Below are 26,946 nucleotides of genomic sequence, written 5' to 3'. Positions count from 1 at the left end.
TTTAAAGTTTTATGCCTTTTAGAATGTCTTTTACAATATTTGTGTTATTCATATCTTTATAGAGTTGTTCAAAATTATCGTGTTCAAGCACCTTTTCAAAATTCTTTAAATTATGGATATATTCTGAAAGTGCTTCCAAAACAAATGTTTTATTTTGTTTAAAAATAGGCGTCCATGTGGCTGGGTTACTTTTGGCTAAACGAACCGTAGATTCAAATCCACTACCGGCAAGGTCAAAAATATTGCGTTCGTTTTCTTCTTTATCAATTACGGTTTTACCAAGCATAAAAGAGCTGATGTGAGATAAATGTGAAACATAAGCCATGTGTTTATTATGGGCGACAGGATTCATATATCGCAAATTCATTTGCATGTTTTCGAAGCACTGAATAGCCCTTTGCTGGAGTTTTAAATTGGTTTTTTCGATTTCGCAAATGATCATAGTTTTATGGTCAAACAAAGATGGAAATGCTGCTTGCGGACCAGAAAATTCTGTTCCAGCAATAGGATGCGTCGCCATAAATTGGTCGCGTTTAGGATGTTTAGCCAAATGCTCACAAAGTTTAGCTTTGGTTGAACCTGTATCTATGACTAAAGTTTGTGTGCCAACTTGATCTAATAATTTTTCAATAAGCTTTGGCGCGGTATCTACGGGAATACTTACAATCACAAGGTCTGCAGTTTTAAAATCTTGGTCTTTTGCTTTTCTACTGACGATGTTTAAGTCATTAGCTTGTTGAAGATGGTCTTCATTGTTATCTTCCCCTAAAAATTCAGCTTGCTGGTAAAAGCGTTTTAAGCTCAAAAGCATGGAACCGCCTATTAAACCGAGACCTACACCAATAATTGTTTTCATGCTTTAAAGTGTTTTGTGCGTTCTATACATGTCCTTAATTCGTCTTGATTTACACAGAGCGAAAACCTTAAATAGCCTTGACCTCGAGAGCCAAAAACATCGCCTGGTGTCACAAACATATCATAATTGTGCAGTAACTTATCGGATAAGTCTTTGGCAGAATGCTGAGATTGAATTTTGGCCCAAACAAAAAGACCTGAAGTGTTTTTTTGGTAAGTCAATTGAAGTTGATCACAAATTTGCCAAACTAATTCTCGGCGTTTTTTATAAGTATAATTTAGTTTTTCATACCATTCTGATGGTAGTTTTAATGCTTTTTCGCCACCTTTTTGAATCGGGTAAAACATACCACTGTCCATATTAGATTTTACTTTAACGACCTGTTGTAGTAAATTTTGATGACCACAAAGCATTCCGACTCGCCAGCCCGAAAGGTTAAAGGTTTTACTGAGTGAATTTAGCTCTAAAACATGGGCGTTTGGCCACTGGTGTTTTAAAATGCTAAAAGGATTATCATTGAGAATCAAGCTATACGGGTTATCATTAACCAGCAATATATTATGAACTTTGGCAAACTTTACAAGTTTATCAATAGTTTCATTATCAGCTTTTGCGCCTGTAGGCATATGTGGGTAATTGACCCACATGAGTTTGGTTTTTGGACTTATCAGTTTTGAGAGTTCATCTAGGTCAGGTTGCCAATTCTGAGCTTCATTTAAATTGTATAATAAAGTTTTGGCTTGAACCAGATTTGAAACTGCTGCGTAGGTTGGATAGCCTGGGTTTGGCACCAAAACTTCATCACCTGGGTTTAAAAAGGCCATTGAAATATGCATAATGCCTTCTTTACTTCCTATAAGTGTTAAAATTTGCTGGACAGCAGATAGTTTAATTTGATAAGTTTGCTCATAAAAAGATTTTATGGCTTCCCGTAAACTGGGAATACCTGCGTAAGGTTGATATTGATGAGCTTTATGGTGCGATGTTGCTTTAATCATGGTTTCAACAACAGACTCAGGTGGGTTGATATCGGGTGAACCTACGCCAAGATTAATGATAGGTTTTCCATCGTCAATCAGACGCTTGACTTCTTTTAATTTTTTAGAGAAGTAATATTCTTTGGTTTGAGCTAGACGGTCGGCAGATGTTATCATTTTTGAGCTTGTTTATAGATTCCGAGAAGTTTAAAATGATGGGTAATTGATTTTAGTGTTTTCATTAATTTTTTTATATCAATTTCAGGTAAAAAAATCAAATCGATATAAAACGCATAATTCCATTTGGAATGTGCAGTAGGAATCGATTGAATTTTTGTCATATTGACATTGTATTCTTGCAATAAGGCCAAAACCTTAAATAAACTGCCTGGTTCGTGAGCCAATTCAAATCGGATAGAAGCTTTATCTGCAGACTGGTTTGGTAAAATTTGTGAATTCCTTTCAACTTTTACAAAACGTGTAGAGTTAAGGTCGTTGTCTTGGATATGAGATTTCAAAACCTCTAAACCAAATAACTCAGCTGTGCCATCTGGCACTATTGCCGCGACATGTGAAATTTGTTTTTCGGCAATAATTTGTGCCGGTAAGGCGGTGTCTACATCTTCAACCAACTTGAGGTGTTTTTGTTGATATAAAAAATCACCACACTGCAAAAACGCCATTTGATGTGAATTTACTGTTTTAATTTCATCTAATTTTTGACCTTCTAAGGCTGCGAGATTATGTTTGATATCTAAGTAATATTCAGCAGTAATGTTTAAATCATGATCGCTAATTAGCTTATAATTTGGCAGAATACTACCTGCAATAGAATTTTCTATTGCCATAATACCATAATCAACCTGATTTGTTATGATGGCTTTTACCAAATTATTAAAACTCATGCAGGCTTTGATTTCAGCTTTTGTTGAAATAAAATCACAGACCACTTTATGGTGGTTTGAGCCTTTTATGCCTTGAATGGCTATGCGTTGAGTCATAATAAAGTATTAATCAAAAAAAGTCCCGAAACAGGTTCGGGACTTTTATTTTTAAATATTGTTAAATATTTTCAACAACAGTCCCTTATACTTTTATAAAAAGCATAATAGAAACTGTTCCAGAAAAAAGTGATATTTGTCATAATGTGTTAGCTAAGTTAGAGATTAAAATGAAATGTGCAAATATATTTAATGAAAATCTGTAATATTCTTATAAAAAGTGCTCAAAAACTCTTAAATGTCATTATGTATATTCAGGCACTTTTCCGACAGCGTCACTAAAATAGGATTTAATATGACGCAGATCTTTTTCATAGTCTCCTGTAATATAAAATGGTTTTGATATCGAAATTGTTTTGGTTGCATAATCAAAAGCAACTGAAGTTATTGGAACTTTAGCATTTTTAGCAATATAATAAAACCCTGATTTCCAATTGTTAACCTTCTTTCTGGTACCTTCTGGTGTAATCGCTAAACGAAACTCTGTTTTAGAATTAAATATATCAACAATTTGATCGACTTTGTTTTGCGATGAAGAACGGTCTATCGGTGCGCCACCCATCCATCTAAAATACCAACCAAACCAAGAGTCAAACAATTCTTTTTTAGCTACATAATGTATCGGAACGTGTACAATTTTTCTGGCCAATGCACCAATATAAAAATCGTGCCAGCTAGTATGTGGCGCTACAACGACAACTGTCTTTTTTACCTCTGCTGAAAATTGGCCTTTGATCTGCCAACCTAAGAGGAATTTAAAAATAAATTTAGCTATCAGCATTTCAGGGAATTAACGTGTTAAATCTAATTAAAAAACACATTATAAGACAGCAAATCACTATAATTTATTATTTTTGTAGTATGGAACTTTTATTTATTACTATTATTCTTCTAGGTCTGGCATTTGCAGGAATAGCCATAAAAATATGGGGTAAAAAAGATGGTAAATTTGCCGGAACATGTGCCAGCCAAAGTCCTTTTTTAAACAAAGATGGTGAATCTTGTAGCTACTGTGGTCGTACCCCAGACGAACAAAAAGATTGCGATAGTGCAAAAGTTTAAACCATGTATTCTCCCTATGAGTTAATATGGTTATTATTTCTTTTATTGTATTTTTTTTTTTGATATTGTATTGTTTTTTGCAATTGATAATATTGATTCTAGGGACAATAAAAATGTATTCCATAGACCTTTATCAGTCATTATTGCTGCCAAAAATGAAGCTCAAAACTTAACAGCTAACCTTCCTTTTATTTTAAATCAAAACTATCCTCAATTTGAGGTGATTGTAGTAAATGATTAATCACAAGATGAAACCGTAAAGGTTTTAGATGGGTTTAAAAGCATAATCCATTTTTAAAATACTTTAATGTAGATAAGGATTTAAAATCATCAAAAAAAAAGCTTTAGATTTTGGTATACAACAGGCAAAATACGAACATTTAGTATTTACAGATGCTGACTGTAAGCCTCAGTCTGTAATGTGGTTAAACCACTTACAAAACAGCTTTTCTACTCATCATCAATTGGTTATAGGGTTTTCGCCATACCAAAAGCAAGTAAGTTATATCAATTCAATTATTCGGTTTGAGACTTTACAAACGGCTATAAACTATTTCGGGTTTTCTCAATTAGGAATGACCTATATGGGTGTTGGTCGTAATTTAGCATATACCAAATCTTTATATAAAAAACTCAAAGGCTTTACTTCACACAACAACTTGTTATCCGGTGATGATGATTTATTAGTCAATCAAGCTACAAAAACAAGTCATATTGCCTTGTGTCTTCACCCTGATAGTTTTGTAGAAAGCCAACCAAAGACAAATATTAAGTCCTGGATAAGTCAAAAAATACGACACATCACAACAGCGACATATTATAAGCTAAAACATCAATTCTGGCTTGGTTTACAATATTTGTCAAAAGTTTTATTTTGGTTTTTAGTGATACCGCTTACGCTTTATTTAGAAATTCAAAATAATTATAAATTCAATTTCTTAGGGTTTGTGTTATTGCTATTATTAATAAAATTTGCTTTTAACTATAAGATTTACAAGAAGTTTGCAAGTTGGGATTTATGGGTTTGGAGCTACTTTTGGGAATTGAATCTGATATGTTTACAGTTTTATATCTTTACAAGAAACTTATTTTCAACAAAATCAAATTGGTAATTGAGTAAAACCGAACAAGATATTAACTTAGCAAAGCAAGGGCACCAAAAAGCTTTTAACAACCTATTAGAGCAACACTGGACCTATGTTTACAATTATATTCAGAGTAAAACAGATAACACTTATACCTCGGAAGAATTATGCATTCAGACCTTTGCTAGAGCGTTTGATAAAATTGATCAATACGATGACAAATACAGTTTTAGGACCTGGTTAATCACTATCTGTAAACGGCTTTGGATAGATATGCAACGCAAAAAAGAAATTAAGACTACAGATATTAATAATAAGGTATCGGCTATAAAAAGTAATGAAGTCAATATTGAAGATCAGTTGATACAAGACCAATATATTGAGACTATTGAGTCTGCTATAAAAAAACTTAAACCAAATGATCAGGAGATTCTCAAAAAACGACTTTTTGAAGACACACCTTACTCAGAAATTGCAAACGAAATGAGTGAATCTGTAAATCTTATAAAGGTCAAATTCTTCAGAGCAAAACGCAAACTTTCAAAATTAATTCAAGCTGATGTTTAAATTTTGAAACCCACAATAATTACATTTTTTAAAATTTAAAACCTCATTTTAAAGGTTTCAATTAAGGGTATTTTAAAAAAAGTCCTTTTTTTTTAGTATTTTAGCACTAAAACCAATTTATTATGAAGTCTTATTTTACAATTTTATCATTTCTATTGCTTACTTATTCAGGGTACACCCAACAAGCTCAGAAGAATTATGAAGCCTCACAAAGACATTTAATTAACGCAAACATCACAAATGTCAATGATGGCAGCGACGACTTAGTTATTGCAAGTAATCAATTCACACCAGCAGCACCGGTTTCCGAGCCTGTTTTAAAGCGAGTAACTTCTGATTGAAGCTTAGTTTGGTCCAAAACTTATAACAATACAACTTTAGCCAATGCTAGATTTTTTGACATCACTAATTATTTTGACTTGATATTTGCAACAGGTTCTATCGATGTCAACGGTGTAAAAAAAGTGTTTATTGCAAGAATTGAAGCTCTCAACGGAAATCTCTTGGCTGCTGAATATTATGATGTTGTCAACGCAAATTTCAACTCCCGTGGTTTTAAAATTTTGACAACAGAAAGCGATGCAACTGGCGACGGAAATCCTAATGCAGGCGTATTGGTAACGGGTTTTTTCAGCAGTTGTTACAACTTTGATAATACTTGTAATCTTAATATAGGTTTTGCCTTAAGAACAGATCTCACTCTCAATTTCTTATGGTCAGCAGAAGTTGACAGCCCGGTCACAGGCAATAACGATTTTGATTTTGTTAACGGTGCAGTAGAAACAAGCGATGGTTTTTTATTAACCGGTAGTGCAAATCACTTAGACAATGGAACAAATAAAGCAGCAGTTTTGGCTCACAAACTGGATTTTGAAGGAAATTTTGTTTGGGATAATAGTTACTTTTTTGGAAATTCTAGAGACTTAAGTGTAGATGGTTATTATGATACAGCTTCAAATGAAATTTATTTATTAACTAATTATTCAAATTTTCATCATTTTGGTGTCACTGTATTAAACAACACAACTGGAGCTATCGATTTTACCAAAACATGGTATGTCAATGAAGTCAATTTTGAACTAGACTTTTATGGGTTTTCAATCTTAGAATCACTATCCAATACTGATAATTTATTGGTTTATGGATACAGGAGAAATTATTTTAATGGTACATCAAATGACCAATCAAATGTGATTGTTCATGAATTTGAAAAAAATAACGGTAATCAAGTAGGATCAAGTTATCAATATTTATTACCATTTCAAGAAACACCCGGCGATGAGTTCAGCTTTTGGAACAGCCCGATGTTTCCACAAATGCCTGAAGTCTATTACCCCGATATGGCTATTAATGATTTTGATGCCGCAACCACAGCTCAATACACCGTTGGTTATAGAAACGGAGACCCTGCGACTGGAGGTTTTGCAAATATTGAGTTTTTTAAAATTGAAAGTCAAAAAACAAATGTTTGTGATAATATGACTATTGACTATACAACAAACGCGATCAATAGTGTTACACCTATTTCTACAAATATTTCATCACTCACTATAACTTCAACAAAAAATACATTGTCTTTTAATCCAGTAAATTTAACCCTTGTAGAAGATAGTTGTGATCCTAATGTATCTGTAAACGATCCCTCCAAAACACAAATCAAAATTTATCCCAATCCCACATCGTCTTATGTTTATATCAATATAAACGACATTAATGAGGTCAGTGTTTTTGACATCAACGGTAAAAAGGTATTTGAAACCAAATCTTACGACAAAACTGAAGGTCTTTATTTAGGAGATCTCAATAATGGTATTTATTTTGTAAATGTAAAAACCAACGAATTTGAAAGTGAAAGCTTTAAAATTGTTAAACAATAGATAAATTTTAAAAATTCTCTGAAATATTAGTGTATTTATCTATTTTCTGATATTCGTACTTTTATATTGATATTTGTAGTGTTTGAAACCTTTAAACTGAATAAATTAAACAGTTTAATGGTATTTAATAATCAAAAAAATAATAAAAAATAAATTTTAAGCTCTATTGTGTTGCGAATGATTTAATTTTGCAAAGAAAGCTATAAAATGAATACAGCTTCTCAAAAAATCCAATTTGACGGTTATACTTACGATGACGTCCTTTTAGTTCCAAATTATTCTGAAATCTTACCGCGTCACGTAAGCATAAAAACCCGACTGAGTAAAAATATTACTTTAAATGTACCCATAGTGTCTGCTGCTATGGATACGGTTACTGAATCTCGTATGGCTATTGCTATCGCTAGAGAAGGCGGTATAGGCGTTTTACACAAAAATATGAGTATTAAAGCTCAAGCCCTTAAGGTTAGAAAAGTCAAACGTGCTGAGAGCGGAATGATTATAGACCCTGTAACACTTCACGCCAATGCTAAAGTCAAGGATGCTAAATTGTCAATGAAAGAACACAGCATTGGTGGTATTCCTGTAGTTGATAAAAACAACACCCTTGTTGGGATAGTTACCAATAGAGACTTACGCTTTGTAAATGACGATGAGAAAAATGTAGCTGAAGTCATGACCAAAGAAAACCTGATTACAACTAATGAAGGCACATCTTTGAAAGAAGCTGAAGTGATACTTCAAAAATACAAAATTGAAAAATTACCTGTCGTTAAAGGTAATAATGAATTGGTAGGCTTAATTACCTTTAGAGATATTACAAAACTTACCCAAAAACCATTAGCAAATAAAGACAAATACGGGAGATTGAGAGTTGCTGCAGCAATAGGTGTAACACCTGATGCAACTCAACGTGCTAAAGCTTTAATTGACGCTGGTGTTGATGCTATAATTATAGATACAGCCCATGGTCATACCAAAGGTGTAACCGGTGTTTTAAAAGATTTTAAATCACAATTTCCAGATGTTGACGTCATCGTAGGTAATATTGCTACTGGTGAAGCTGCCAAATATCTTGTAAAAGCCGGAGCAGATGCCGTAAAAGTAGGTATTGGTCCTGGGTCAATCTGTACCACACGGGTTGTTGCAGGCGTCGGTTTTCCGCAGTTATCAGCAGTGATGGAAGTTTATGATGCTTTAAAAGACACAAGTATTCCCATCATTGCCGATGGTGGTATACGCTATACCGGAGACATTCCCAAAGCGATAGCTGCTGGTGCCGATTGTGTCATGTTAGGTTCACTTCTTGCAGGGACTAAAGAGTCTCCCGGAGAAACAATAATTTACGATGGAAGAAAATATAAGTCTTATCGCGGTATGGGTTCTATTGAGGCTATGAGTAAAGGCTCTAAAGATCGGTATTTTCAAGATGTGGAAGATGACATCAAAAAATTAGTCCCGGAAGGAATTGTTGGCCGTGTGCCTTATAAAGGTGAATTGTATGAAAGTATGAACCAATTTATAGGTGGCCTAAGAGCTGGTATGGGTTATAGTGGTGCTGCTTCAATTACAGAACTTAAAGAAAAAGGACGATTTGTAAAAATCACAGCTTCAGGTGTTAATGAAAGCCATCCGCACAATGTAACAATCACTAAAGAATCTCCAAATTACAGTAGATAAAATATTTTTAAAAATTATAACATCAACGACAAACACACTAGATGGCTATGATATCAAATCCTACCATGGGGTAGTTTCAGGAGAAACCATCATAGGTGCCAACGTGTTTAGAGACTTTTTTGCAAGTATTACCGATATTGTTGGCGGGCGATCTTCGTCATATGAGCAAGTTCTTCGTGAAGCTAAAGATACAGCGATACAAGAAATGCAAGAGAAAGCCCAAATGATGGGAGCCAATGCAGTAATTGGAGTCGATTTAGACTATGAAACCATTGGCAAAGGTATGCTTATGGTCGTGGCTTCAGGAACTGCAGTATCAACCTCGTAAATTTACAGTAAGCTTAGCTTTTTTTGTCCCTATATTAGACATTTGAAGTAATCAAAGGTTTCTTCACAATCTTCACATTTAAACATGGCTTTGCAGGCTGTAGAGGCAAACTGACTCACCAATTTGGTGTGTGTAGATTCACATTTTGGGCAGGGAACAACTTGCTCTTCCCCTAGTAAAGCTTTTTTGTCTGAAGTGGCATCCATAGGTGGAGCGATACCGTATTTTTTTAAAGCCTGTTTACCTTCTACAGTCATCCAATCTGTTGTCCAAGCTGGTGCTAAAACAAGATTTACTTTAGGGTTATAGCCTTTTTCGCTCAAAGCCTTCTTAATATCATCCCCGATTACATCCATTGCCGGACAACCACTATAAGTTGGTGTAATATTAACAATAGCTTTAGAGCCATCAAGTTCAGCATGTCTTACAACGCCTAAATCAATTACTGATAACACAGGAATCTCTGGATCGGGAATTGATTTTAAGATGGGAAATAAGTCAGGATGTATTTGCGGTATGTTAGGCATGATTTGAATATTTTACCATTTCATATCAGGATAAGTGCGCTGCATATATTGCATTTCTGCTAAAATATAACCCATATGTTCACTATGTATACCATCTTTGCCGCCTTTTTGAAAATATTTAGATTCAGGAACTTTGATTGTGGCATCTTCGAGAAGTGTTGAAATCTTATTAAAATATTGATCTTTGAATGATTTAGGATTGATACCATGCCCTGAATCAACTACAATTTTATCTTCATTTGATAAATGGAAAAGCTCCTCTGTAAACACCCATAAATCATTTACGGCTTGTTGGGTTTTGTCATGACTTTCCGAAGTTCCATCACCGAGACGTTTAACCCAATCTCCTGAAAACTGTTGGTGGTAACCGACTTCTTTAATACTTTTATCAGCTATAGCAGTAAGGTTGACATCTTTACTTAGCTGAAGCTCTTGTAATAACATATAATGAAATACATCATAAAAGTACTGCCTAACAATAATGTAAGCAAAATCTGTATTGGGTTGTTCAACTAATAATACATTTCTGTATTGTCGTTCTTTCCTTAAAAAAGCTACATCGTCTTCTGTGGAACCATCTGTGGTCAAATTAGAAATATATTGATAGTAAGAGCGTGTTTGTCCAAGTAAATCTAAAGCTATGTTGGTTAATGCAATATCCGTTTCAAGAGTTGGTCCGTGACCACACAATTCAGATAAACGTTGCCCTAAAATCAAAGCATTATCAGCAATCCCATAAATGTAGTGAATTAAATTTTGTTTTGTCATGGTGATTTAAATTACATGTGTTCAACATCGTCCGGGAGGTCGTAAAACGTGGGATGTCTATAGGCTTTATCATCTGCAGGGTCAAACATCTCAGCGTTATTATCAGGATTTGACGCTTTGATATATTTGGACTCCACAACCCATATACTCACACCTTCTTTACGGCGTGTATAAACATCACGAGCGTTTTTTATAGCCATTTCTGCGTCAGGTGCATGAAGACTCCCGAAATGGCGGTGTTCGAGACCATTTTTACTTCTTACAAATACTTCCCAAAGCGGCCAATTTTTTTTCATGTTTAATAAGTTTTAAAGTTTAAAGTAGCAAGTTTTAATTATCAACCTTAAAAGGAGTAAAGGCTAGGGTTAAACCAAAAATTTTTAATTGAACATTCAACTTTACAACTTGCAACTTTTCAATTTTAATTATCCTGTTTGTTTTGTTTTACGTTGATGTTGTTTGTCTGCGTAAGCCATTGCCGCTTCTCTCACCCACTTGCCATTTTCCCAAGCATTTTTTCGGGCATTGAGTCGTTCTTTATTACACTTGCCATGACCTTTAACTACTTGCCAAAACTCACTCCAATCTATTTCACCAAAATCATAATGACCGGTATCGTTGTTGTATTTCAAATTGTCATCTGGAATCTTTAAACCAAGAATATCGGCCTGTGGTACAGTTTGGTCTATAAATTGTTGACGAAGTTCGTCATTAGTTTTTCGTTTTAACTTCCATTTCATAGACTGAGCAGTGTGGGTAGATTCTTCATCTGTTGGGCCAAACATCATTAATGAAGGCCACCACCATCTATTAAGTGCGTCTTGCGCCATATCTTTTTGCTCTTGTGTACCGTTGCACAATGTCATCATAATCTCATAACCTTGTCTTTGGTGAAAACTTTCTTCTTTGCATACTCTGACCATAGCTCGAGCATAAGGACCAAAAGAGGTATTACACAATGGCACTTGATTGATTATTGCAGCACCGTCAACTAACCAACCTATGGCACCAATATCTGCCCAAGTTAAAGTTGGATAATTAAAAATACTCGAATATTTAGCTTTTCCTGAATGCAATTGTTCATAAAGCTCTTCTCGAGAAATACCTAGTGTTTCACAAGCAGAATATAAATACAACCCGTGACCGGCTTCATCTTGAACTTTTGCTAAAAGGGCAACTTTACGCCTCAAGGAAGGTGCACGAGTTATCCAATTGCCCTCAGGTAGCATACCGACAATCTCAGAATGCGCATGCTGTGATATCTGTCTGATATGAGTTTTTCTATATTTTTCAGGCATCCAGTCTTTAGGCTCAATCTTTTCATCTCTGGCTATTTTGGCCTCAAAGATTTCTTCTAAATTTTTAATTTCGTTTGTACTCATAATTTGGGTTTTTTTATACATCATAATCAACAACCACTTTGGATGTTGTAGGTATGGCTTGGCAACTTAATATAAAATTATTTTTAACTTCTTCTTTTTCTAAAGCATAATTGACTTTCATTTCGACTTGACCTTCTTTTAATTGGCACTTGCAAGTGCTGCAAACACCGCCTTTACAAGCATACGGCAAATCTGCACCGGCATCTAAAGCAGCATCTAGAATGTTGTCGTCTTCTTTTGACATATCAAAATGAAATTCTTTTCCACCGTCTAAAATTGTAATTTGAGTATCTCCCTTTTGACGTTGTCTTGCTTTATCTACACGTTGTTTATCTGCTTCTGAAAGACCTGAAACAAAAAGCTCGTAGTGAATATGATCTTCAGATAAGCCTCTTTTTGAAAGCTCATCACGAATCATAAATATCATTTGCTCAGGACCGCAAATAAAACATTCATCTATATTTTCTACATTTAGTAAAGTCTCCGATAGTTGATTTATTTTTTCAGGAGAAAATCTTCCATTAAATAATTCAATGTCACGATTTTCACGGGTCAAAAAATAAAATAATTCAAATCTGCCAAAGAACTTATTTCTCAATTGTTCTAACTCTTCTTTAAATATAATAGATTTTGCATTCTTATTCAAATAAAACAACTGGCAATTTGAGTGGGGTTCAACAGCGAGATGGGTTTTTATCATTGATAATATTGGCGTTATGCCACTACCTGCCGCAAAAAAGACATAGTTTTTTGAAGCTTTTTTTTCGGGCTTTACCCCAAATAATCCACTTGGCGGCATGACTTCTAATTGATCACCAACTTTTAGATTTTGATTAATATAAGTGGAAAACTTACCATCGGGGATCTGTTTTACGGCAACCTTCCATTCACGATCTAAAGGACTGCTACAAAGTGAATAAGATCGACGCACATCCTCATTATTAAGTTGTTTTTTTAAAGTCAAATGTTGCCCTGGCTGAAAATTAAATTTTGATTCAAGCTCATGGTCAACGTTAAAGGTCACAACTGTACAGTCTTCAGTTGCTTTATCTATAGATTTTACTGCTAATGGATAAAACTCGGCCATAATTTTTATAATAATTTCAAAACTAACAATTGTTAGTTAATTAGTCAAATAGTTTTGATTAAAATTAACTAAGGTTATAATTTTGAATTTGCTTCCTTGATTAACACCTAACTAAATCTTTCATTTGATTTGATATTAAACGAAATTTACATTTAATACAAACTATAAAATTGAGTAAAGCTCACAATGATGTATAATTTATGCAAAGCTTTGATTCAAAAACTAGCTTAAAATAAAATTTCAAAATCTTTTTAAAACAAAATAAAATCTTATATTTGCAACTCAAAATTTTAGAGTAAACCTATGTTAATAGTAAAAGTAAAAGACGGCGAAAAAATTGACAGAGCTTTAAAACGCTTAAAGCGTAAATTTAGAGATACTCAGGTTTTACAAACTTTGAGAGACAAAAAAGAATTTACAAAACCTTCTGTCGAGCGCAGACAACAAATTAAAAAAGCGCAATATATTCAGTCTATCAAGGAAAAAGAAGATTTTTAATCTCTAATTCTTGATTATATTTTATACAAAACAAGCCAATTTTTGATTGGCTTTTTGTTTTTATGATAGATTAAAATCTACAACAAAGCCACTGTGGCTTCTCACATTAAATACAGTTTGGTCTTCAAAAATGAGATATTGACCTTTAATCCCTTTTAATTTTCCTTTGTAATCTTTACTCTTAGTCAAATTCAAGCTTTTTACTTTTTGCGGATATTGTTTGACTGGAAATTCTATATTAAATTCATCTGCATTTTCTTCAAAATATTTTTGAGTTTCATCTGGTAAAAACTCTCTTAGTCTGTTTTTAATATCTTTTAGGTTTAGATCTTCAATATCGTTTTTGAGCATGCTTCTCCACTTAGTTTTGTCTGATACGTGATTTTTAAGTGCTACCTCAGCAACACCGGCCAAATAACGATTTGGCGTTTCCAAAACAACAATGGCTTCGTGCGCACCTTGGTCTATCCAGCGGTAAGGGACTTGTGTTTTTCGGGTAACGCCAACTTTTACGCTACCGGTATTAGATAAATACACAATATGAGGTTGTAGCTGTACTTTTTTTTCAAATTCTAGATTGCGATCTTCTTTATCTAGATGGGCTTGACTCAACTCCGGTTTCATGACCCAATCTCCTACTTCAGGTGCTTGATAAAAACAGTCATAGCAATAGCCTTGTCTAAATATTTTTTTATCCTTATGGCAGTTAAGGCACTCATAAGTTTTAAAAGTTATACTTATAGTTTTATCAATCAATTGATTTAGAACTATAAAGCTGTCTTTAAAATTCAAATAATATTGAACAGGCTTGTAATTTTCGCTTTTCATTTTCTTTAAAACACCTGTATATTGCATATTTTTAATATTTTTACTTTTAAATATTTGAGTTAATGCCCATCCAAATCATTCACAATGTAGCTTCTTGGTTTTTAAAAAAACGCATCCATCAAATGGAGTTGTTTTTAAAATATCCGCATGAGGTTCAAAATGAACTTTTATTTAAACTTTTAAGCAAAGCCAAAGATACAGAATACGGTAAAGAACACGATTTCAAATCGATTAAAACTTACCGGGATTTTAATGAACGCTTGCCCATTGTGAGTTATGAAGATATTTATGACAAAATTGAACAAAGCCGTCAAGGTGTTTCAAATATTTTTTGGCCAAGTCCAATCAAGATGTTTGCCAAATCCAGCGGAACGACCAATGCTAAAAGTAAATTTATCCCTTTGAGTGAAGAGGCTCTTGAAGATAATCATTATGCTGCAAGCAAAGACTTGTTATGTATGTATTTAAATAACAACGAAAACTCTAAATTGTTTACAGGTAAAGGTTTACGACTTGGTGGAAGTAAAGAAATTTACCAAAATAATGGGACTTCATTTGGTGACTTGTCAGCTTTACTTATAGACAATATGCCGCTTTGGGCTAGTTTTTCAAGCACACCGAGTAATGCCGTATCCTTAATGGGAGATTGGGAGCAAAAAATGCCTGCTATTATAGATGAAACCATTAAGCAAAACGTTACAAGCCTAGCTGGTGTGCCCTCTTGGATGCTGGTACTACTTCATGAAATTTTAGATAAAACCGGGAAAAAGCATATCAAAGAGATTTGGCCTGATTTGGAAGTGTATTTTCATGGCGGTGTGAGTTTTGAGCCCTATATGAATCAATACCAAAACATCATTCCTGACAAAAATTTTAATTATTATGAAATTTATAATGCTTCTGAAGGCTTTTTTGCGGCACAAGACCAGAACAACAGTAAAGATTTGATGTTAATGCTCAATTATGGTATTTTCTATGAATTTATACCTATGGACATTTACGGTCATGAACAGGAAAAGGCGATTGCGTTAGAAGATGTTCAAGTCGGTAAAAACTACGCTATGGTTATCACAACAAACTCAGGTTTATGGCGTTATAAAATCGGTGATACTGTAAGGTTTACATCAAAAAAACCTTATCGTATTAAAGTCACAGGACGTACAAAACACCACATCAATGTATTTGGAGAGGAATTGATCATTGAAAATGCTGAAGCTGCGCTTAAAAAAGCTGCCTTAAAACACGACGTAGAAATTATTGATTATACTGTTGGGCCTATTTTTATGGAGGGTAAAGATAAAGGCGCACACGAATGGATTATTGAATTTAAAAAAGCGCCAGAGTCTTTAGTACAATTTAAACAAAGTTTAGATGATAATCTGAGAGCTGTTAATTCGGATTATGATGCTAAACGTGACAGGGACACCACACTAAAAATGCTAAAATTAAATAAAGCCAAAGCAGGATTGTTTTACTCTTGGTTGAAAAATAATGAAAAATTGGGTGGTCAACATAAAATACCAAGACTATCTAACGAAAGAAAATACATTGAAGAGCTTTTAACTTTACAGCAAAAAATGGGTTAGAATGCGATTTTTGAAAACAGTCATAGTTTTACTTTTTGCTATCCAACTTATATCTTGTAAAAGTGTAAGTAAAACCATTGGGGATCCAGAAGTATATCTCTACAAGGATCAAGCTCACTTAATGAATGGAACCTATTTTATAGATCCCTATAGAACAAACGGTGAGTTTAAACTTCTTACTGAGATTTTTGATTTAAAAGAAACTGAAAATGTTGAAAAAGTTGATTTCATTTTTTTAGACAATAAACATTTACAAATCAATTATACCGATGGTTTGCGAAAATTTTCAAAAGTTATCGAAGGTAAAATGAAAAATGGTGCATTTAGATATGACTATAAAAATTTACCTATTGGAATCCCATTTTTTCTATTCGCCTATAATTTAAAAGTTCATCATATCGCTCTAGGTAATGATGATAATATTATTATAACCGAATATGAGTATCTTCATACTCAAAATTTTATCAATGGTTTTAAAGAAAAAACCGTTGAAAATAGATATTATTTTGATCGACAATTAAAGTGATATCGCGATTTCATCTAATGCTTTAATTGTATAGTCAAGGTCCTCATAAGTTAATGCATCGTTGAGAAAATAGCTTTCAAAAGCACTAGGTGGTAAATAGACACTTTGTTTTAACATGCCATGAAAATAGTCTTTAAACTTTTGGTTATTGCCTTTGGCAGCACTTTCAAAATCGCTTACAGGTTCGTCTGTAAAGTGAACTGACAGCATCGAACCGTATCGGTTTATTTGATGCTCAACGCCGTGTTTATTTAAAACCTTTTCTATTCCAGTATGCAGATATTTAGTCTTTTCTTCTAAGCTATGGTATATTTCAGGATGCTCAATTAAATATTTTAAAGTTTCATAACCAGCCGTCATCGCAAGTGGATTTCCACTTAAAGTCCCAGCTTGATAAACTGGCCCTTCAGGAGCAAGATGAGACATGATGTGCTGTGGTCCTGCAAATGCGCCAACCGGCAAGCCACCACCGATGACTTTTCCGAAGCATACTAAGTCTGCTTTTATGCCTAAAGTTTCTTGAGCACCACCTTTGGCTAGTCTAAAACCGGTCATGACTTCGTCAAAAATCAAAACAATATCGTGCTCATCACAGAGTTCTCTTAGACCTTTTATAAACGACTCTTCGGGTATAATACATCCCATATTTCCAGCTACAGGTTCAAGGATTATAGCTGCAATTTCATCTTTATTAGCTTTTATTATCGACTTTACTTCATCTAAATTATTGTAGCCTGCCAGTAATGTATCTTTTACTGTTCCAGGAGTAACACCAGGGCTGTTAGGTGTTCCAAACGTTACAGCTCCACTGCCGGCTTGGATTAAAAATGCATCACTATGGCCATGGTAACACCCAGCAAATTTGATAATTTTATCTTTTCCTGTATAACCTCTCGCTAGTCTTACAGCACTCATACAAGCTTCAGTCCCTGAATTGACAAAACGGATTTTATCAATATGAGGCACCATCTCTACAGCTAGTTTGGCGATTTTGGTTTCAAGTTCTGTTGGTATCCCATAAGATGTTCCTTTTTTAGTCGCCTCAACTAGTGCCTTAACCACAGGTTCAAAAGCATGACCGAGAATCATTGGTCCCCATGAAGAGATGTAGTCTATCAATTTTCGATTATCCTCATCATAAAGATAGGCGCCTTTGGCACGCTTAACAAAAATAGGCTCACCTCCTACGGCAGAAAATGCTCTCACAGGAGAGTTTACACCACCAACGATATATTGTTTAGCTTCTTTAAAAAGTGCACTACTGCGTTTATAAATCATAAAATATTTTTATTTGCAAATTTAGGAGATATCTAAGAAAAGCACTTTATTTACAGTGTTTTCTATTTTAATTTTAATTGTTGTCCAATCTGTATATCGTTTCCTCTGAGTTTATTGAGTTTTTTCAAATCTTCAACGCTAATCCCATAGCGGTTAGAGATACTGTAAAGTGTATCACCTTTTTTCACATGGTGATAATTTTCTTTTGGTAAATTTCTTCTTTTCTTTTTATGCTTGTTTTTTTTAGACTTAAAAACCTCATCGTCGTATTTGTTGAGATCATAGCGCTCTATAAGGTTTATAAGTTTTTTTGGATATTTTGGGTCAGTCGCGTAACCTGCTTTTTTTAAACCTTTTGCCCAGGCTTTGTAATCTCTTGTATCATAATCAAACAAAAATGCGTATCGACTTCGATTAAATAAAAACAATGAGTGGTCGCGATAAGAATATTCTGCATGAGTATATTTTCTAAAGCACTCTTGATCTTTATCATCATCATGATATACTTTGGCACCTTTCCATCCATTACATTTAATGCCAAAATGATTATTGGAACGACTTGTCAATTGTCCCTGACCATTCCCTGATTCTAAAATGCCTTGGGCTAGTGTTATACTTGCTGGGATACCAAAAAGCTTCATTTCCTGTTTTGCAATTTCAGCGTATTGGTAAATATAAGACTCTGTCTGAGAAAGGTTTTTAGGTGGTTTCTTAACCTGCCCAACAGCATCATATACTTTTGACTTTTCAGTCACGGCTACATTTGTTTTGGTTTGATAGGGCTGGGTGGTTTGTATACTTTTTTTCTTTGATCCACATGAAGTCAAAATAAGAGCAGTTATAAAAAAAGTGGTAGAATATTTTAGATGTTTCAAAGCAATTATTTTTAGAAATGTAAATATACTTACTCAAGCTCTAAATAACAATTCAAAATTCAAGACATGGTTTGTTTTTATCAGATTGTTTCTGGTTAAATCCTTTTATAGCTTGTAAACCACCAGTGTGAATGGCTAAAATTTTAGTGTTATTTTTAAATTGGTGTTGTTCAACCATTTTAAAAAGTTGGTAAAACATTTTACCTGTATAAATCGGATCTAATTTTATAGATGTACAACGATAAAAACTATTGATAAAATTTATTAATCTAGGACTAGATTTAGCATAGCCGCCAAAGTTATTGTCCTGAATTATTTGCCAATTGCCCTTTTTTGTCCATTGTTTAATTTCATCGTGATTATGACCTTTTAAGGCAGAAAATCCATACACTTTTTGATGTTTATGGGTAGAGTTTATAATACCTGCAAGTGTTCCGCCAGTGCCAACACAGCAAGCAATAATATCGTATTTTTTGTCATTATCTGATAAAATTTCTTGACAACCCCTGACAGCGAGTGCATTAGTTCCACCTTCGGGTATGTGATAGAATGAGCCAAACTTTTGTTGCAGTTTTTTGATTTCATCTGTTGTTTGCTTTTTTTTATAGGATGCTCGACTTATAAAATTTAAGTACATCCCTTGTTCTTTTGCAAAAGCCAAAGTAGGATTGTGCCTAGGGTTGGCCTTCAGTTTATCCTCAATTTCTTGACCTCTTATTATACCAATGCTTTGTAATCCACACATCTTAGCCGCGGCAGCAGTGGCAGCAATATGATTTGAATATGCTCCACCATAAGTTAATACAACCTGATGATTTTCTGATAAGGCCTGCTGGATATTATATTTCAGTTTTCTAAACTTATTTCCGGAAACTACAGGGTGAATCTGATCTTCACGTTTTATATCAATTGAAATACACTGCGATTTGTCTCGATAAACATTTTGTATATCACTGCGGTATATAGCATCAAACAAAGACATATTAGATTTTTAAAACTCTCACAAAATTAAGATTAATCAAATGGTATAAAGCTGGCAAATATGTATTTTTGTCTTTATATGAAAAAAATAATTCCATTAGAAGAAGGCGATTATTATATTACAGAAGAAGGTTACCGTTGTTTTACTGAACAATATCATCTAAAACGTGGTTATTGTTGTAAAAGTGGATGCCGTCATTGTCCTTATGGTTATAACAAAAATATTGAATAGTAATGATTGAAACTAAAATCAGTTTTCAGGAAAGTATTAAGAGAGGTATTCCTCATGATTTACCAGACAAAAAAACTTATGATGCAAGTGTAAATCATGCTCCAAAACGAAAGGATGTTCTAAGCACAGCAGAGAAGAAACTGGCGCTTCAAAATGCCTTACGCTATTTTGACCCGGAGCATCACGAGGTTTTAGCCAAAGAATTTCTTGACGAACTTAATACTTATGGCCGAATATACATGTATCGTTTTAGACCAGACTACGAGATGTATGCCAGATCCATAGAAGAATATCCAGGACAATCTGAGCAAGCTAAAGCCATCATGCTCATGATACAAAACAACCTTGATCCAAAAGTTGCGCAACATCCTCATGAATTGATTACCTATGGTGGCAATGGTGCCGTTTTTCAAAATTGGGCGCAGTATCTATTAACGATGCAATATCTTTCTGAAATGACAGATGAACAAACCTTAGTCATGTACTCTGGTCATCCCATGGGGTTGTTCCCTTCTCATCCTGAATCACCGAGAGTTGTTGTGAGTAACGGTATGATGATTCCTAATTACTCCAAACCAGATGACTGGGAAAAATATAACGCGCTTGGGGTAACTCAGTATGGACAAATGACAGCTGGTAGCTATATGTATATCGGTCCACAAGGCATTGTTCATGGAACTACGATTACGGTCTTAAATGCATTCAGAAAAATAAACAAATCGCCTAAAGGCGGTTTATTTGTAACTGCAGGGCTTGGCGGTATGAGTGGCGCTCAACCCAAGGCTGGCAATATTGCAGGTTGTGTGACCGTTTGTGCAGAAATCAATCCAAAGGCTATAAAGGTAAGACATGAACAAGGTTGGGTTGATGAAGTTTATGATAACTTAGACAAACTTTGTCGTCGAGTTAAAGCAGCTAAAGCTGAAAAGGAAGCAATCTCAATAGCTTATGCCGGAAATATTGTTGACCTATGGCAAAAATTTGACAAAGAACAAATCAAAGTAGATATTGGTAGTGATCAGACATCTTTGCATAATCCTTGGGCAGGTGGCTATTATCCTGTGGGATATTCTTATGAAAAGTCAAACGAATTAATGTCAAACAAGCCTGACGAATTTAAAAAAGCAGTTCAAGCGAGTTTGAAACAACATGTCGAGTTCATCAATCGTCATACAGCAGTTGGAACCTATTTTTTTGATTATGGAAATGCCTTTCTCTTAGAAGCCTCAAGAGCTAATGCTAAAATTTACAGAAATGATAAGGGGAAATTTGTAGATAAATCGAAATGTGACAATGTAGACAATTTTGCCTATCCAAGCTACGTGCAAGACATTATGGGACCCATGTGTTTTGATTATGGGTTTGGACCATTTAGATGGGTTTGCGCAAGTGGAAAAGATGAAGATTTAGACATCACTGATGATTTAGCTTGTAATGTATTAAGTGAGCAATCTGAAAATGCACCATCGGAGATAAGTCAGCAGATGCGAGATAATATTGATTGGATAAAGGGAGCAAAACGCAACAAATTGGTTGTAGGATCAAAAGCTAGAATTTTGTATGCCGATGCCGAAGGCCGAATGAAAATTGCTAAAGCCTTTAATGACGCGATTAAAGCCGGACAGATTGGTCCTGTTATTTTAGGACGTGATCATCATGATGTTTCTGGTACAGATTCACCTTATCGAGAAACCTCTAATATTTATGATGGTAGCCAATTTACTGCAGATATGGCTATCCAAAACGTTATCGGAGATAGCTTTAGAGGAGCAACCTGGGTCAGTATACACAATGGTGGTGGTGTTGGTTGGGGCGAGGTCATTAATGGTGGTTTTGGCATGGTACTTGACGGTAGTATAAATGCAGAACGTCGACTACTTAAAATGTTGCACTGGGATGTAAATAACGGCATTTCAAGACGTGCTTGGGCCAAAAACGATGGAGCAGTTTTTGCCATTAAGCGTGCAATGGAAAATGAACCCTTATTAAAGGTCACAATAGCTCAAAGCGTTAAAGATAATTGTATAAACAAATTGCTATGAAAAAGATTTTAATTTTAAGTTTAACAGTTTTAATTTTTGGGTCATGTGCAACAATTGATGTCGCGACAGATTACGACAAAGAAGTCAATTTTGATCAGTATAAAACTTATGCTTTTTACAAACCAGGAATAGATCAAGCTAAAATTTCTGACCTTGACAAAAAACGTATTTTAAGAGCAATAGATTTTGAGCTGTCCCAAAAAGGGATGACCAAGTCTGATAGTCCAGATTTATTAATTAGTATTTTTACGCAAACCAAAGAACAGGTAAATGTTGTTCAAAATAATTTTGGATATGGATGGGGCTGGAATCCATATTTTTGGGGTGGTGCAGGTGGAGTTAGTTCCTACACAAATGTTGAAGGGACTTTGTTTATTGACTTGATTGATGAAGAAAGAAACGAATTGGTGTGGCAAGGTCTAGGCACCGATGTTTTATCTCAGGATATGGAACGCAAAGAAGAAAAAATTAAAGAAATTGTAAAGGAAATATTAGAAGAATTTCCGCCTCAAAAGGAGGATAAAAATAAATAGTTGCAATTTAGTTTTTGTTGCAAGAAAGACCTTCAGAAGAATTAGATTTCCTCTGAAGGTCTTTTAATTTAAGGCTTCTTTATAGGTGCTCAAACATCTTTCCCGTGCAAATTTATGTTCGACCATGGGTTCAGGATATTTTTCAGTTTCAAACTCCGGCACCCATTTTTTAATGTATTTTTTGTCTTTATCAAATTTATCTGTTTGGCTGTATGGATTAAAAATTCTAAAATATGGAGCGGCGTCTACGCCAGATCCAGCAACCCATTGCCAACCACCTACATTTGAGGACATCTCGTAATCGAGCAATTTTTCTGCAAAATAAGCTTCACCCCAACGCCAATCTATTAATAAGTGCTTGCATAAAAAGCTACCGACCACCATTCTAATTCGGTTATGCATCCAACCAGTCTGGTTTAACTGACGCATACCTGCATCGACAATAGGATAACCGGTTTGTCCATTTTTCCATTTTTTAAAATCTTCTTCATTATTTCTCCATTCAATACGGTCGTATTTTTTCTTAAATGACTGATCTATAGATTTAGGAAAGTGAAACAAAATAACCTTGTAAAACTCACGCCAAATTAACTCATTTAAAAACGTATGATCTTTTACAGATAAAGCCTTTTTGACTATTTTCCTGTAACCTACTAAACCAAATCTTAAATAAGGGCTTAGCCTAGAAGTACCATTTATTGAGGGGTTATCTCTCGTATTATCGTAATTTTCAAGGAATTCTTTTTCAAGATGGTAGTCTTTGACCTTTATTGAAGATTTTTCAAAACCCATATCTGGTAAATGTAAATTGGGCAAATCTGTTTTATCTAAAAAATTGTCGAGATGATTTTCTGATGGATATTCCTGCAATTTTGTATCTTTAAATACCTTTTTCCATTTTTTCATGTAAGGCGTAAAAACCAAATAGGGTTCACCGTCATCTTTAACGACTTCACTTTCTTCAAATATAACTTGGTCTTTACAAGCGATAAACTCAATGCTGTGTTGATTTAATAATTCTTTAACCGAATGATCTCGTTGTATGGCGTAGGGCTCGTAATCTTTATTGGTAAAAACTTTTTTGACATCATAGTTTTTTAATATACGTTTAAAAATATCTATTGGTTTTCCATGATAAAATGCGATAGATGAGTTGTACTTTTCTTTTAAAGTGTCATTTAAATTTTGAAGAGATTCATAAATAAAGGTCAACCTCGCATCATTTTTAGGTAATTTATCAATGATATCGGTATCGTAAATAAATATAGGTAAGACGGGATTTTCAGATTTTAAAGCCTTGTACAATCCAACATTATCCTCCAATCTAAAATCCCGTCTAAACCAAAAAACATTAAGTTTTGTCATAATTTAGCTCACATTTAAGCTTGACATACCACCATCAATTCCTAGAACTTGTCCTGTTATCCAAGTGCTATCTTCACTCATTAAAAAAGCTACCATAGAAGCTATGTCATGTGGAGTTCCTACGCGTTTGAGAGGATGGCGTTCGTCCATTTTTTCTTTCTTCTTATCATTGCCTAAAAGTCTTGAAGCTAATGGCGTATCTGTTAAAGAAGGCGCGATAACATTAACCCTAAAATTAGGTGCATATTCAGCAGCTAATGAGCGCGCAAATCCTTCGATTGCTCCTTTTGCTGCTGCTACGCTAGTATGAAATGGCATTCCTGTTTGTACTGCTACTGTACTGAAATACACTACACTAGCCTGTTGTGAAGCTTTTAACTTGTCTAAAATTTGATGCGTAACTTTCACGAGTGACATAAAATTTAAATTGATATCGTCCTCGAAAGCTGAAAGTTTAAGCATCTTAAAGGGCTTTAAATTGATACTTCCCGGACAAAACACTAAACCATCAATACGATCAGGTAAATCAAGGTCTGAAATATCATCTTTCAGCACATCAAATGTGTAATGTGTGATGTCTTTTCCTTCTAAATTGTCTTTACTCCTGGAGGTAACAAAAAGGTTGTGGCCATCTTCTAGTAAATTTACAGTTTCTAAACCTATTCCTTTACTGCCTCCAATAATTAAAATATTCTTTTTCATCATATGATTTATTTTTTAATAATTCCAAAAATTGTTTCTAAATTCTTTTCTCTTGCTTTAAAAATACTATCTAGTTTGGGCTGAATAATACTGGGATGTAAAAATTCGCCAATCAAACCAAATGGCACTCTGTAATGAACTAAATCTTCTACTAAAACACCGTCTTCTACCTCTTTAAAAAAATGTTTATGGTGCCATAATTTATAAGGTCCATAAAGTTGGATGTCAACAAAATATTTCAAACGTTCTACATGTGAAATTTCGGTGACCCATTTGGTATTAAAACCCTTAAAAGGAGAAACTTTATACTCGATCAATTGTCCGGTGTAAATTTCATGAGGTAATTCAGACTTGACCTCAAACTTCATATCCTCCGGCATAAGTTTTTGGAGATTTCTCGGGTTAGAAAAAAAAATCCAAGCTTGTTCTAAGTCAATGGGTAGTATGTTGTGTTTTTTAATCGTATACAATTTCATTTTTCAAAAATATTATCTATTTTGTTTAACTTAAAATTTATATAGTTAAACAATTGTTATTGTTTAAACTTGTAATTCGCATAATGTATTTAATCTTTAATTTTACTAAAAAAACAGATGCTAAAAATCACTTTATTTGTTATTTCAGTTGTTTTGACATCTTGTAAGAGCGTAAAAAATATTGAAAAACAACCAGATTGTCCTGAAGGCTATGAATGTTATGGTGAAGTATTAAAAGATCGATCGATCTCAATTCTTAAAGACGGTATTGGCAAAACTTATATCAAAATAAATCAAGATGAATCACACAACGTGATAAAATACATCTATAAATATTCAGGTGAGCCTAATATTGCAGATGATTCTTATATTGAAACCTTTTATTTTCAAATTCCTCAAAAATCTAATAAAATTTCGTTGTCAGGCAAAGAACTAAAGAACGTAAAGGCTTTAGTACAAAAATCGTGTTTTTGTCCAGATGCTGGGTATGCGCTTATTGAACAGGGGCATCTTGATATCAAAAAGCAAAAAGACCATTATTACATCAAATTTAAATACACCCCTGATAGAAATATGAGTGTTTCAACAATTGAAACGCAGGTTGAGTTTTAAATTTTAGAAAGTTTATCAAGAGTAAATTTAATTAAATCGTCAATAACGGTTTTTGGATTTTTACTAAATTCACCTGTGCTCCTATTGGCAATAATTGCATTCATTGATAAAGCGTGATGACCCAACATTTTGGCTAAAGCATATATGGCGCTGGTTTCCATTTCCATATTTGTAACTTTAAATCCGTTGTATTCAAAGGTAGTTAACTTATCTAAAAAGTCTTTATCCTGAAGTGATAACCTGAGTGTTCTTCCTTGTGGTCCGTAAAATCCAATATTTGTAGCGGTAATGCCAGAAGTCACTTGAATTTCCTCTTCAAACATTTCTGCCAATCTATCGCTACATTCAACAATGTAAGGTTGAGCTTTTGATTTGAATAAGTCTATATGTTTTACTAAGCCTTGTGTAGCTTTGGAATGTGTAATCTCGTTTTGATAGTAATGAATCAAACCGTCAAAACCCAATCCCGCTTTACCCATAACAAACTTATCAAGCTCCACATAATCTTGAATCCCACCAGAAGTACCTATCCTAATAATATCAAGTGATTTGAGCTTATCTCTTACAAGACGAGTTTTGAGATCAATATTAACTAATGCATCGAGTTCATTCATCACAATATCAATATTGTCGATACCTATTCCCGTAGAAATCACAGTCAATTTCTTGCCTTTATAAAAGCCGGTATGGGTTTTAAATTCTCTTTTTTGAGCCTCAAACAAAATACTATCGAAGTGTTGAGAAACTTTTTCCACACGATCCTGGTCACCAACAGTTATAATTGTCTCTGCAATATCTTCGGGTTTAAGGTTAAGGTGATAAACGCTGCCATCAGGGTTTAAAATAAGTTCAGACTCTTTAATTTGTTTCATAATGTATTTATTATCCTCCAACACGTTTTACGGTAAATCCTAAATTTTTGAGTATATCCATAATTTCATCTCTGTAGTCTCCTTGAATAATGATTTTTTCATTTTTATGACTTCCACCAACACCTAAGGTTCTTTTGAAGTATTGTGTTAATTTTTTAAAATCTGATTTAGCGCCATTATAATTTTCTATAATTGTATTTGGTTTGCCCTGTCTCTTTTCATATTTACAAATCAAAGGCGCATCTTGTAACCAAATATCAATTTCGGGTTCAGGTTCTTTGTCCTGCTCTTCTTCTGGTTTATGATCTGGAAATAAGTTTTGTAATTGATCTTTTAAGTCCAT

Annotated in this window: 33 protein-coding genes; 15 read left to right on the top strand and 18 right to left on the bottom strand. The window is 34.1% G+C overall.

Annotated features, from left to right (window positions below; all coding sequences use genetic code 11):
* Position 1 precedes the first annotated feature (1 nt).
* From FCN74_RS04730 to FCN74_RS04715, 4 genes are all read right to left on the bottom strand, one after another.
* Positions 2-856: a prephenate dehydrogenase gene (locus FCN74_RS04730; protein ID WP_138931453.1), complete on the bottom strand. Its 855-nt coding sequence runs from the start codon at positions 854-856 to the stop codon at positions 2-4.
* Entirely contained in the window at positions 853-2,010 is a 1,158-nt protein-coding gene (locus tag FCN74_RS04725; protein ID WP_138931452.1) for a pyridoxal phosphate-dependent aminotransferase, read from the bottom strand. Before FCN74_RS04725 ends, FCN74_RS04730 begins: the two co-directional genes overlap by 4 nt.
* The gene (locus FCN74_RS04720; RefSeq protein WP_138931451.1) at positions 2,007-2,834 is read right to left on the bottom strand and encodes a prephenate dehydratase; all 828 of its coding nucleotides are present in this window, start codon (positions 2,832-2,834) and stop codon (positions 2,007-2,009) included. The genes FCN74_RS04725 and FCN74_RS04720 overlap by 4 nt, the downstream gene beginning before the upstream one ends.
* A 244-nt stretch (positions 2,835-3,078) precedes the next feature.
* Positions 3,079-3,615, bottom strand: a complete 537-nt coding sequence (locus FCN74_RS04715) for a 1-acyl-sn-glycerol-3-phosphate acyltransferase (protein WP_138931450.1) — start codon at positions 3,613-3,615, stop codon at positions 3,079-3,081.
* 80 nt (positions 3,616-3,695) lie between these two features.
* Here FCN74_RS04715 and FCN74_RS04710 point away from each other — a divergent pair, with 80 nt between their 5' ends.
* From FCN74_RS04710 to FCN74_RS04675, 8 genes are all read left to right on the top strand, one after another.
* Positions 3,696-3,896, top strand: a complete 201-nt coding sequence (locus FCN74_RS04710; RefSeq protein ID WP_138931449.1) for a membrane or secreted protein — start codon at positions 3,696-3,698, stop codon at positions 3,894-3,896.
* Between the two features lie 70 nt (positions 3,897-3,966).
* Positions 3,967-4,137, top strand: coding sequence for a glycosyltransferase (locus tag FCN74_RS12405; RefSeq protein WP_171047107.1), 171 nt, complete (start codon positions 3,967-3,969; stop codon positions 4,135-4,137).
* A 178-nt stretch (positions 4,138-4,315) separates the two neighbouring features.
* Positions 4,316-5,008: a glycosyltransferase family 2 protein gene (locus FCN74_RS04700; protein ID WP_138931448.1), complete on the top strand. Its 693-nt coding sequence runs from the start codon at positions 4,316-4,318 to the stop codon at positions 5,006-5,008.
* A complete protein-coding gene (locus tag FCN74_RS04695) occupies positions 5,009-5,548 on the top strand; it encodes an RNA polymerase sigma factor (protein WP_138931447.1) in 540 nt (179 codons plus the stop codon). It begins immediately after the preceding gene.
* 122 nt (positions 5,549-5,670) lie between these two features.
* On the top strand, positions 5,671-5,889 hold the full coding sequence (locus tag FCN74_RS04690; protein ID WP_138931446.1) for a hypothetical protein: 219 nt from the start codon (positions 5,671-5,673) through the stop codon (positions 5,887-5,889).
* A gap of 78 nt (positions 5,890-5,967) precedes the next feature.
* Entirely contained in the window at positions 5,968-7,425 is a 1,458-nt protein-coding gene (locus FCN74_RS04685) for a T9SS type A sorting domain-containing protein (protein WP_138931445.1), read from the top strand.
* 207 nt (positions 7,426-7,632) lie between these two features.
* The gene (gene guaB, locus FCN74_RS04680) at positions 7,633-9,105 is read left to right on the top strand and encodes an IMP dehydrogenase (RefSeq protein WP_138931444.1); all 1,473 of its coding nucleotides are present in this window, start codon (positions 7,633-7,635) and stop codon (positions 9,103-9,105) included.
* Positions 9,092-9,433: a YbjQ family protein gene (locus tag FCN74_RS04675; RefSeq protein ID WP_449405559.1), complete on the top strand. Its 342-nt coding sequence runs from the start codon at positions 9,092-9,094 to the stop codon at positions 9,431-9,433. The genes guaB and FCN74_RS04675 overlap by 14 nt, the downstream gene beginning before the upstream one ends.
* Before the next feature lie 29 nt (positions 9,434-9,462).
* On the opposite strand, the gene paaD is transcribed toward FCN74_RS04675, so the two are convergent.
* The 5 genes from paaD to FCN74_RS04650 all read right to left on the bottom strand — a co-directional run bounded on the left by paaD (position 9,463) and on the right by FCN74_RS04650 (position 13,197).
* Positions 9,463-9,960 (bottom strand): 1,2-phenylacetyl-CoA epoxidase subunit PaaD, encoded by a 498-nt coding sequence (paaD, locus tag FCN74_RS04670; RefSeq protein WP_138931442.1) that lies wholly within the window; start codon positions 9,958-9,960, stop codon positions 9,463-9,465.
* A 12-nt stretch (positions 9,961-9,972) separates the two neighbouring features.
* Positions 9,973-10,728: a 1,2-phenylacetyl-CoA epoxidase subunit PaaC gene (paaC, locus tag FCN74_RS04665; protein WP_138931441.1), complete on the bottom strand. Its 756-nt coding sequence runs from the start codon at positions 10,726-10,728 to the stop codon at positions 9,973-9,975.
* An 11-nt stretch (positions 10,729-10,739) separates the two neighbouring features.
* Positions 10,740-11,024 carry a 1,2-phenylacetyl-CoA epoxidase subunit PaaB gene (paaB, locus tag FCN74_RS04660; RefSeq protein WP_138931440.1) on the bottom strand — a complete coding sequence of 95 codons (285 nt, stop codon included), beginning with the start codon at positions 11,022-11,024 and terminating at the stop codon, positions 10,740-10,742.
* Between the two features lie 129 nt (positions 11,025-11,153).
* Positions 11,154-12,110, bottom strand: coding sequence for a 1,2-phenylacetyl-CoA epoxidase subunit PaaA (gene paaA / locus FCN74_RS04655; RefSeq protein WP_171047106.1), 957 nt, complete (start codon positions 12,108-12,110; stop codon positions 11,154-11,156).
* A gap of 13 nt (positions 12,111-12,123) precedes the next feature.
* Entirely contained in the window at positions 12,124-13,197 is a 1,074-nt protein-coding gene (locus FCN74_RS04650; RefSeq protein ID WP_138931438.1) for a 2Fe-2S iron-sulfur cluster-binding protein, read from the bottom strand.
* A gap of 303 nt (positions 13,198-13,500) precedes the next feature.
* Here FCN74_RS04650 and rpsU point away from each other — a divergent pair, with 303 nt between their 5' ends.
* A complete protein-coding gene (gene rpsU / locus FCN74_RS04645; protein WP_138931437.1) occupies positions 13,501-13,695 on the top strand; it encodes a 30S ribosomal protein S21 in 195 nt (64 codons plus the stop codon).
* Between the two features lie 60 nt (positions 13,696-13,755).
* Here rpsU and FCN74_RS04640 read toward each other — a convergent pair whose 3' ends face one another.
* The gene (locus FCN74_RS04640) at positions 13,756-14,550 is read right to left on the bottom strand and encodes a DUF2797 domain-containing protein (protein WP_138931436.1); all 795 of its coding nucleotides are present in this window, start codon (positions 14,548-14,550) and stop codon (positions 13,756-13,758) included.
* Positions 14,551-14,585: 35 nt separating this feature from the next.
* Between FCN74_RS04640 and FCN74_RS04635 the strand changes: the two genes are divergently transcribed.
* Both FCN74_RS04635 and FCN74_RS04630 read left to right on the top strand, forming a co-directional pair.
* Complete coding sequence (locus FCN74_RS04635) at positions 14,586-16,109, top strand: GH3 auxin-responsive promoter family protein (RefSeq protein ID WP_138931435.1); 1,524 nt, start codon at positions 14,586-14,588, stop codon at positions 16,107-16,109.
* A gap of 1 nt (position 16,110) precedes the next feature.
* A complete protein-coding gene (locus FCN74_RS04630; protein ID WP_138931434.1) occupies positions 16,111-16,635 on the top strand; it encodes a hypothetical protein in 525 nt (174 codons plus the stop codon).
* Here FCN74_RS04630 and hemL read toward each other — a convergent pair.
* The 3 genes from hemL to FCN74_RS04615 all read right to left on the bottom strand — a co-directional run bounded on the left by hemL (position 16,627) and on the right by FCN74_RS04615 (position 19,770).
* The gene (gene hemL / locus FCN74_RS04625) at positions 16,627-17,913 is read right to left on the bottom strand and encodes a glutamate-1-semialdehyde 2,1-aminomutase (RefSeq protein WP_138931433.1); all 1,287 of its coding nucleotides are present in this window, start codon (positions 17,911-17,913) and stop codon (positions 16,627-16,629) included. The genes FCN74_RS04630 and hemL overlap by 9 nt on opposite strands.
* A gap of 62 nt (positions 17,914-17,975) precedes the next feature.
* Positions 17,976-18,788 carry a glucosaminidase domain-containing protein gene (locus FCN74_RS04620; protein WP_138931432.1) on the bottom strand — a complete coding sequence of 271 codons (813 nt, stop codon included), beginning with the start codon at positions 18,786-18,788 and terminating at the stop codon, positions 17,976-17,978.
* A 52-nt stretch (positions 18,789-18,840) separates the two neighbouring features.
* Positions 18,841-19,770, bottom strand: a complete 930-nt coding sequence (locus tag FCN74_RS04615; RefSeq protein WP_138931431.1) for a 1-aminocyclopropane-1-carboxylate deaminase/D-cysteine desulfhydrase — start codon at positions 19,768-19,770, stop codon at positions 18,841-18,843.
* Positions 19,771-19,848: 78 nt separating this feature from the next.
* Here FCN74_RS04615 and FCN74_RS12035 point away from each other — a divergent pair, with 78 nt between their 5' ends.
* Genes FCN74_RS12035 through FCN74_RS04605 form a run of 3 tightly spaced genes read left to right on the top strand, consistent with a single transcriptional unit; the run spans position 19,849 to position 22,576 of the window.
* A complete protein-coding gene (locus tag FCN74_RS12035; RefSeq protein WP_171047105.1) occupies positions 19,849-20,001 on the top strand; it encodes a DUF5522 domain-containing protein in 153 nt (50 codons plus the stop codon).
* A gap of 17 nt (positions 20,002-20,018) precedes the next feature.
* On the top strand, positions 20,019-22,043 hold the full coding sequence (locus FCN74_RS04610; RefSeq protein WP_138931926.1) for a urocanate hydratase: 2,025 nt from the start codon (positions 20,019-20,021) through the stop codon (positions 22,041-22,043).
* On the top strand, positions 22,040-22,576 hold the full coding sequence (locus FCN74_RS04605; RefSeq protein ID WP_138931430.1) for a DUF4136 domain-containing protein: 537 nt from the start codon (positions 22,040-22,042) through the stop codon (positions 22,574-22,576). Before FCN74_RS04610 ends, FCN74_RS04605 begins: the two co-directional genes overlap by 4 nt.
* Before the next feature lie 63 nt (positions 22,577-22,639).
* On the opposite strand, the gene FCN74_RS04600 is transcribed toward FCN74_RS04605, so the two are convergent.
* From FCN74_RS04600 to FCN74_RS04590, 3 genes are read right to left on the bottom strand one after another with little or no spacing between them, the layout of a single operon-like run.
* Positions 22,640-23,944, bottom strand: coding sequence for a cryptochrome/photolyase family protein (locus FCN74_RS04600; RefSeq protein WP_138931429.1), 1,305 nt, complete (start codon positions 23,942-23,944; stop codon positions 22,640-22,642).
* Entirely contained in the window at positions 23,945-24,643 is a 699-nt protein-coding gene (locus FCN74_RS04595; RefSeq protein ID WP_138931925.1) for an SDR family NAD(P)-dependent oxidoreductase, read from the bottom strand.
* 8 nt (positions 24,644-24,651) lie between these two features.
* A complete protein-coding gene (locus FCN74_RS04590) occupies positions 24,652-25,119 on the bottom strand; it encodes an SRPBCC family protein (protein ID WP_138931428.1) in 468 nt (155 codons plus the stop codon).
* Between the two features lie 117 nt (positions 25,120-25,236).
* On the opposite strand from FCN74_RS04590, the gene FCN74_RS04585 reads away from it, so the two are divergent.
* The gene (locus tag FCN74_RS04585; protein ID WP_138931427.1) at positions 25,237-25,731 is read left to right on the top strand and encodes a hypothetical protein; all 495 of its coding nucleotides are present in this window, start codon (positions 25,237-25,239) and stop codon (positions 25,729-25,731) included.
* Here FCN74_RS04585 and FCN74_RS04580 read toward each other — a convergent pair.
* Both FCN74_RS04580 and FCN74_RS04575 read right to left on the bottom strand, forming a co-directional pair.
* Entirely contained in the window at positions 25,728-26,603 is an 876-nt protein-coding gene (locus FCN74_RS04580) for a nucleoside phosphorylase (protein WP_138931426.1), read from the bottom strand. The two genes, FCN74_RS04585 and FCN74_RS04580, sit on opposite strands and share 4 nt — an antisense overlap.
* A gap of 10 nt (positions 26,604-26,613) precedes the next feature.
* Entirely contained in the window at positions 26,614-26,946 is a 333-nt protein-coding gene (locus FCN74_RS04575; protein WP_138931425.1) for a translation initiation factor, read from the bottom strand.

The organism is Mesohalobacter halotolerans (genome assembly GCF_006120725.1).
In the GTDB taxonomy this organism is placed as follows: domain Bacteria; phylum Bacteroidota; class Bacteroidia; order Flavobacteriales; family Flavobacteriaceae; genus Psychroflexus; species Psychroflexus halotolerans.
This window is presented reverse-complemented; position numbering and strand designations above follow the sequence as displayed.

Excerpts from the sequence above, each read along its gene's own strand:
- FCN74_RS04730 (WP_138931453.1), bottom strand. The coding sequence starts at position 856 with ATGAAAACAATTATTGGTGTAGGTCTCGGTTTAATAGGCGGTTCCATG.
- FCN74_RS04725 (WP_138931452.1), bottom strand. The coding sequence starts at position 2,010 with ATGATAACATCTGCCGACCGTCTAGCTCAAACCAAAGAATATTACTTC.
- FCN74_RS04720 (WP_138931451.1), bottom strand. The coding sequence starts at position 2,834 with ATGACTCAACGCATAGCCATTCAAGGCATAAAAGGCTCAAACCACCAT.
- FCN74_RS04715 (WP_138931450.1), bottom strand. The coding sequence starts at position 3,615 with ATGCTGATAGCTAAATTTATTTTTAAATTCCTCTTAGGTTGGCAGATC.
- FCN74_RS04710 (WP_138931449.1), top strand. The coding sequence starts at position 3,696 with ATGGAACTTTTATTTATTACTATTATTCTTCTAGGTCTGGCATTTGCA.
- FCN74_RS04700 (WP_138931448.1), top strand. The coding sequence starts at position 4,316 with ATGTGGTTAAACCACTTACAAAACAGCTTTTCTACTCATCATCAATTG.
- FCN74_RS04690 (WP_138931446.1), top strand. The coding sequence starts at position 5,671 with ATGAAGTCTTATTTTACAATTTTATCATTTCTATTGCTTACTTATTCA.
- guaB (WP_138931444.1), top strand. The coding sequence starts at position 7,633 with ATGAATACAGCTTCTCAAAAAATCCAATTTGACGGTTATACTTACGAT.
- paaD (WP_138931442.1), bottom strand. The coding sequence starts at position 9,960 with ATGCCTAACATACCGCAAATACATCCTGACTTATTTCCCATCTTAAAA.
- paaC (WP_138931441.1), bottom strand. The coding sequence starts at position 10,728 with ATGACAAAACAAAATTTAATTCACTACATTTATGGGATTGCTGATAAT.
- paaB (WP_138931440.1), bottom strand. The coding sequence starts at position 11,024 with ATGAAAAAAAATTGGCCGCTTTGGGAAGTATTTGTAAGAAGTAAAAAT.
- paaA (WP_171047106.1), bottom strand. The coding sequence starts at position 12,110 with ATGAGTACAAACGAAATTAAAAATTTAGAAGAAATCTTTGAGGCCAAA.
- FCN74_RS04650 (WP_138931438.1), bottom strand. The coding sequence starts at position 13,197 with ATGGCCGAGTTTTATCCATTAGCAGTAAAATCTATAGATAAAGCAACT.
- rpsU (WP_138931437.1), top strand. The coding sequence starts at position 13,501 with ATGTTAATAGTAAAAGTAAAAGACGGCGAAAAAATTGACAGAGCTTTA.
- FCN74_RS04640 (WP_138931436.1), bottom strand. The coding sequence starts at position 14,550 with ATGCAATATACAGGTGTTTTAAAGAAAATGAAAAGCGAAAATTACAAG.
- FCN74_RS04635 (WP_138931435.1), top strand. The coding sequence starts at position 14,586 with ATGCCCATCCAAATCATTCACAATGTAGCTTCTTGGTTTTTAAAAAAA.
- FCN74_RS04630 (WP_138931434.1), top strand. The coding sequence starts at position 16,111 with ATGCGATTTTTGAAAACAGTCATAGTTTTACTTTTTGCTATCCAACTT.
- hemL (WP_138931433.1), bottom strand. The coding sequence starts at position 17,913 with ATGATTTATAAACGCAGTAGTGCACTTTTTAAAGAAGCTAAACAATAT.
- FCN74_RS04615 (WP_138931431.1), bottom strand. The coding sequence starts at position 19,770 with ATGTCTTTGTTTGATGCTATATACCGCAGTGATATACAAAATGTTTAT.
- FCN74_RS12035 (WP_171047105.1), top strand. The coding sequence starts at position 19,849 with ATGAAAAAAATAATTCCATTAGAAGAAGGCGATTATTATATTACAGAA.
- FCN74_RS04605 (WP_138931430.1), top strand. The coding sequence starts at position 22,040 with ATGAAAAAGATTTTAATTTTAAGTTTAACAGTTTTAATTTTTGGGTCA.
- FCN74_RS04595 (WP_138931925.1), bottom strand. The coding sequence starts at position 24,643 with ATGAAAAAGAATATTTTAATTATTGGAGGCAGTAAAGGAATAGGTTTA.
- FCN74_RS04590 (WP_138931428.1), bottom strand. The coding sequence starts at position 25,119 with ATGAAATTGTATACGATTAAAAAACACAACATACTACCCATTGACTTA.
- FCN74_RS04585 (WP_138931427.1), top strand. The coding sequence starts at position 25,237 with ATGCTAAAAATCACTTTATTTGTTATTTCAGTTGTTTTGACATCTTGT.
- FCN74_RS04580 (WP_138931426.1), bottom strand. The coding sequence starts at position 26,603 with ATGAAACAAATTAAAGAGTCTGAACTTATTTTAAACCCTGATGGCAGC.
- FCN74_RS04575 (WP_138931425.1), bottom strand. The coding sequence starts at position 26,946 with ATGGACTTAAAAGATCAATTACAAAACTTATTTCCAGATCATAAACCA.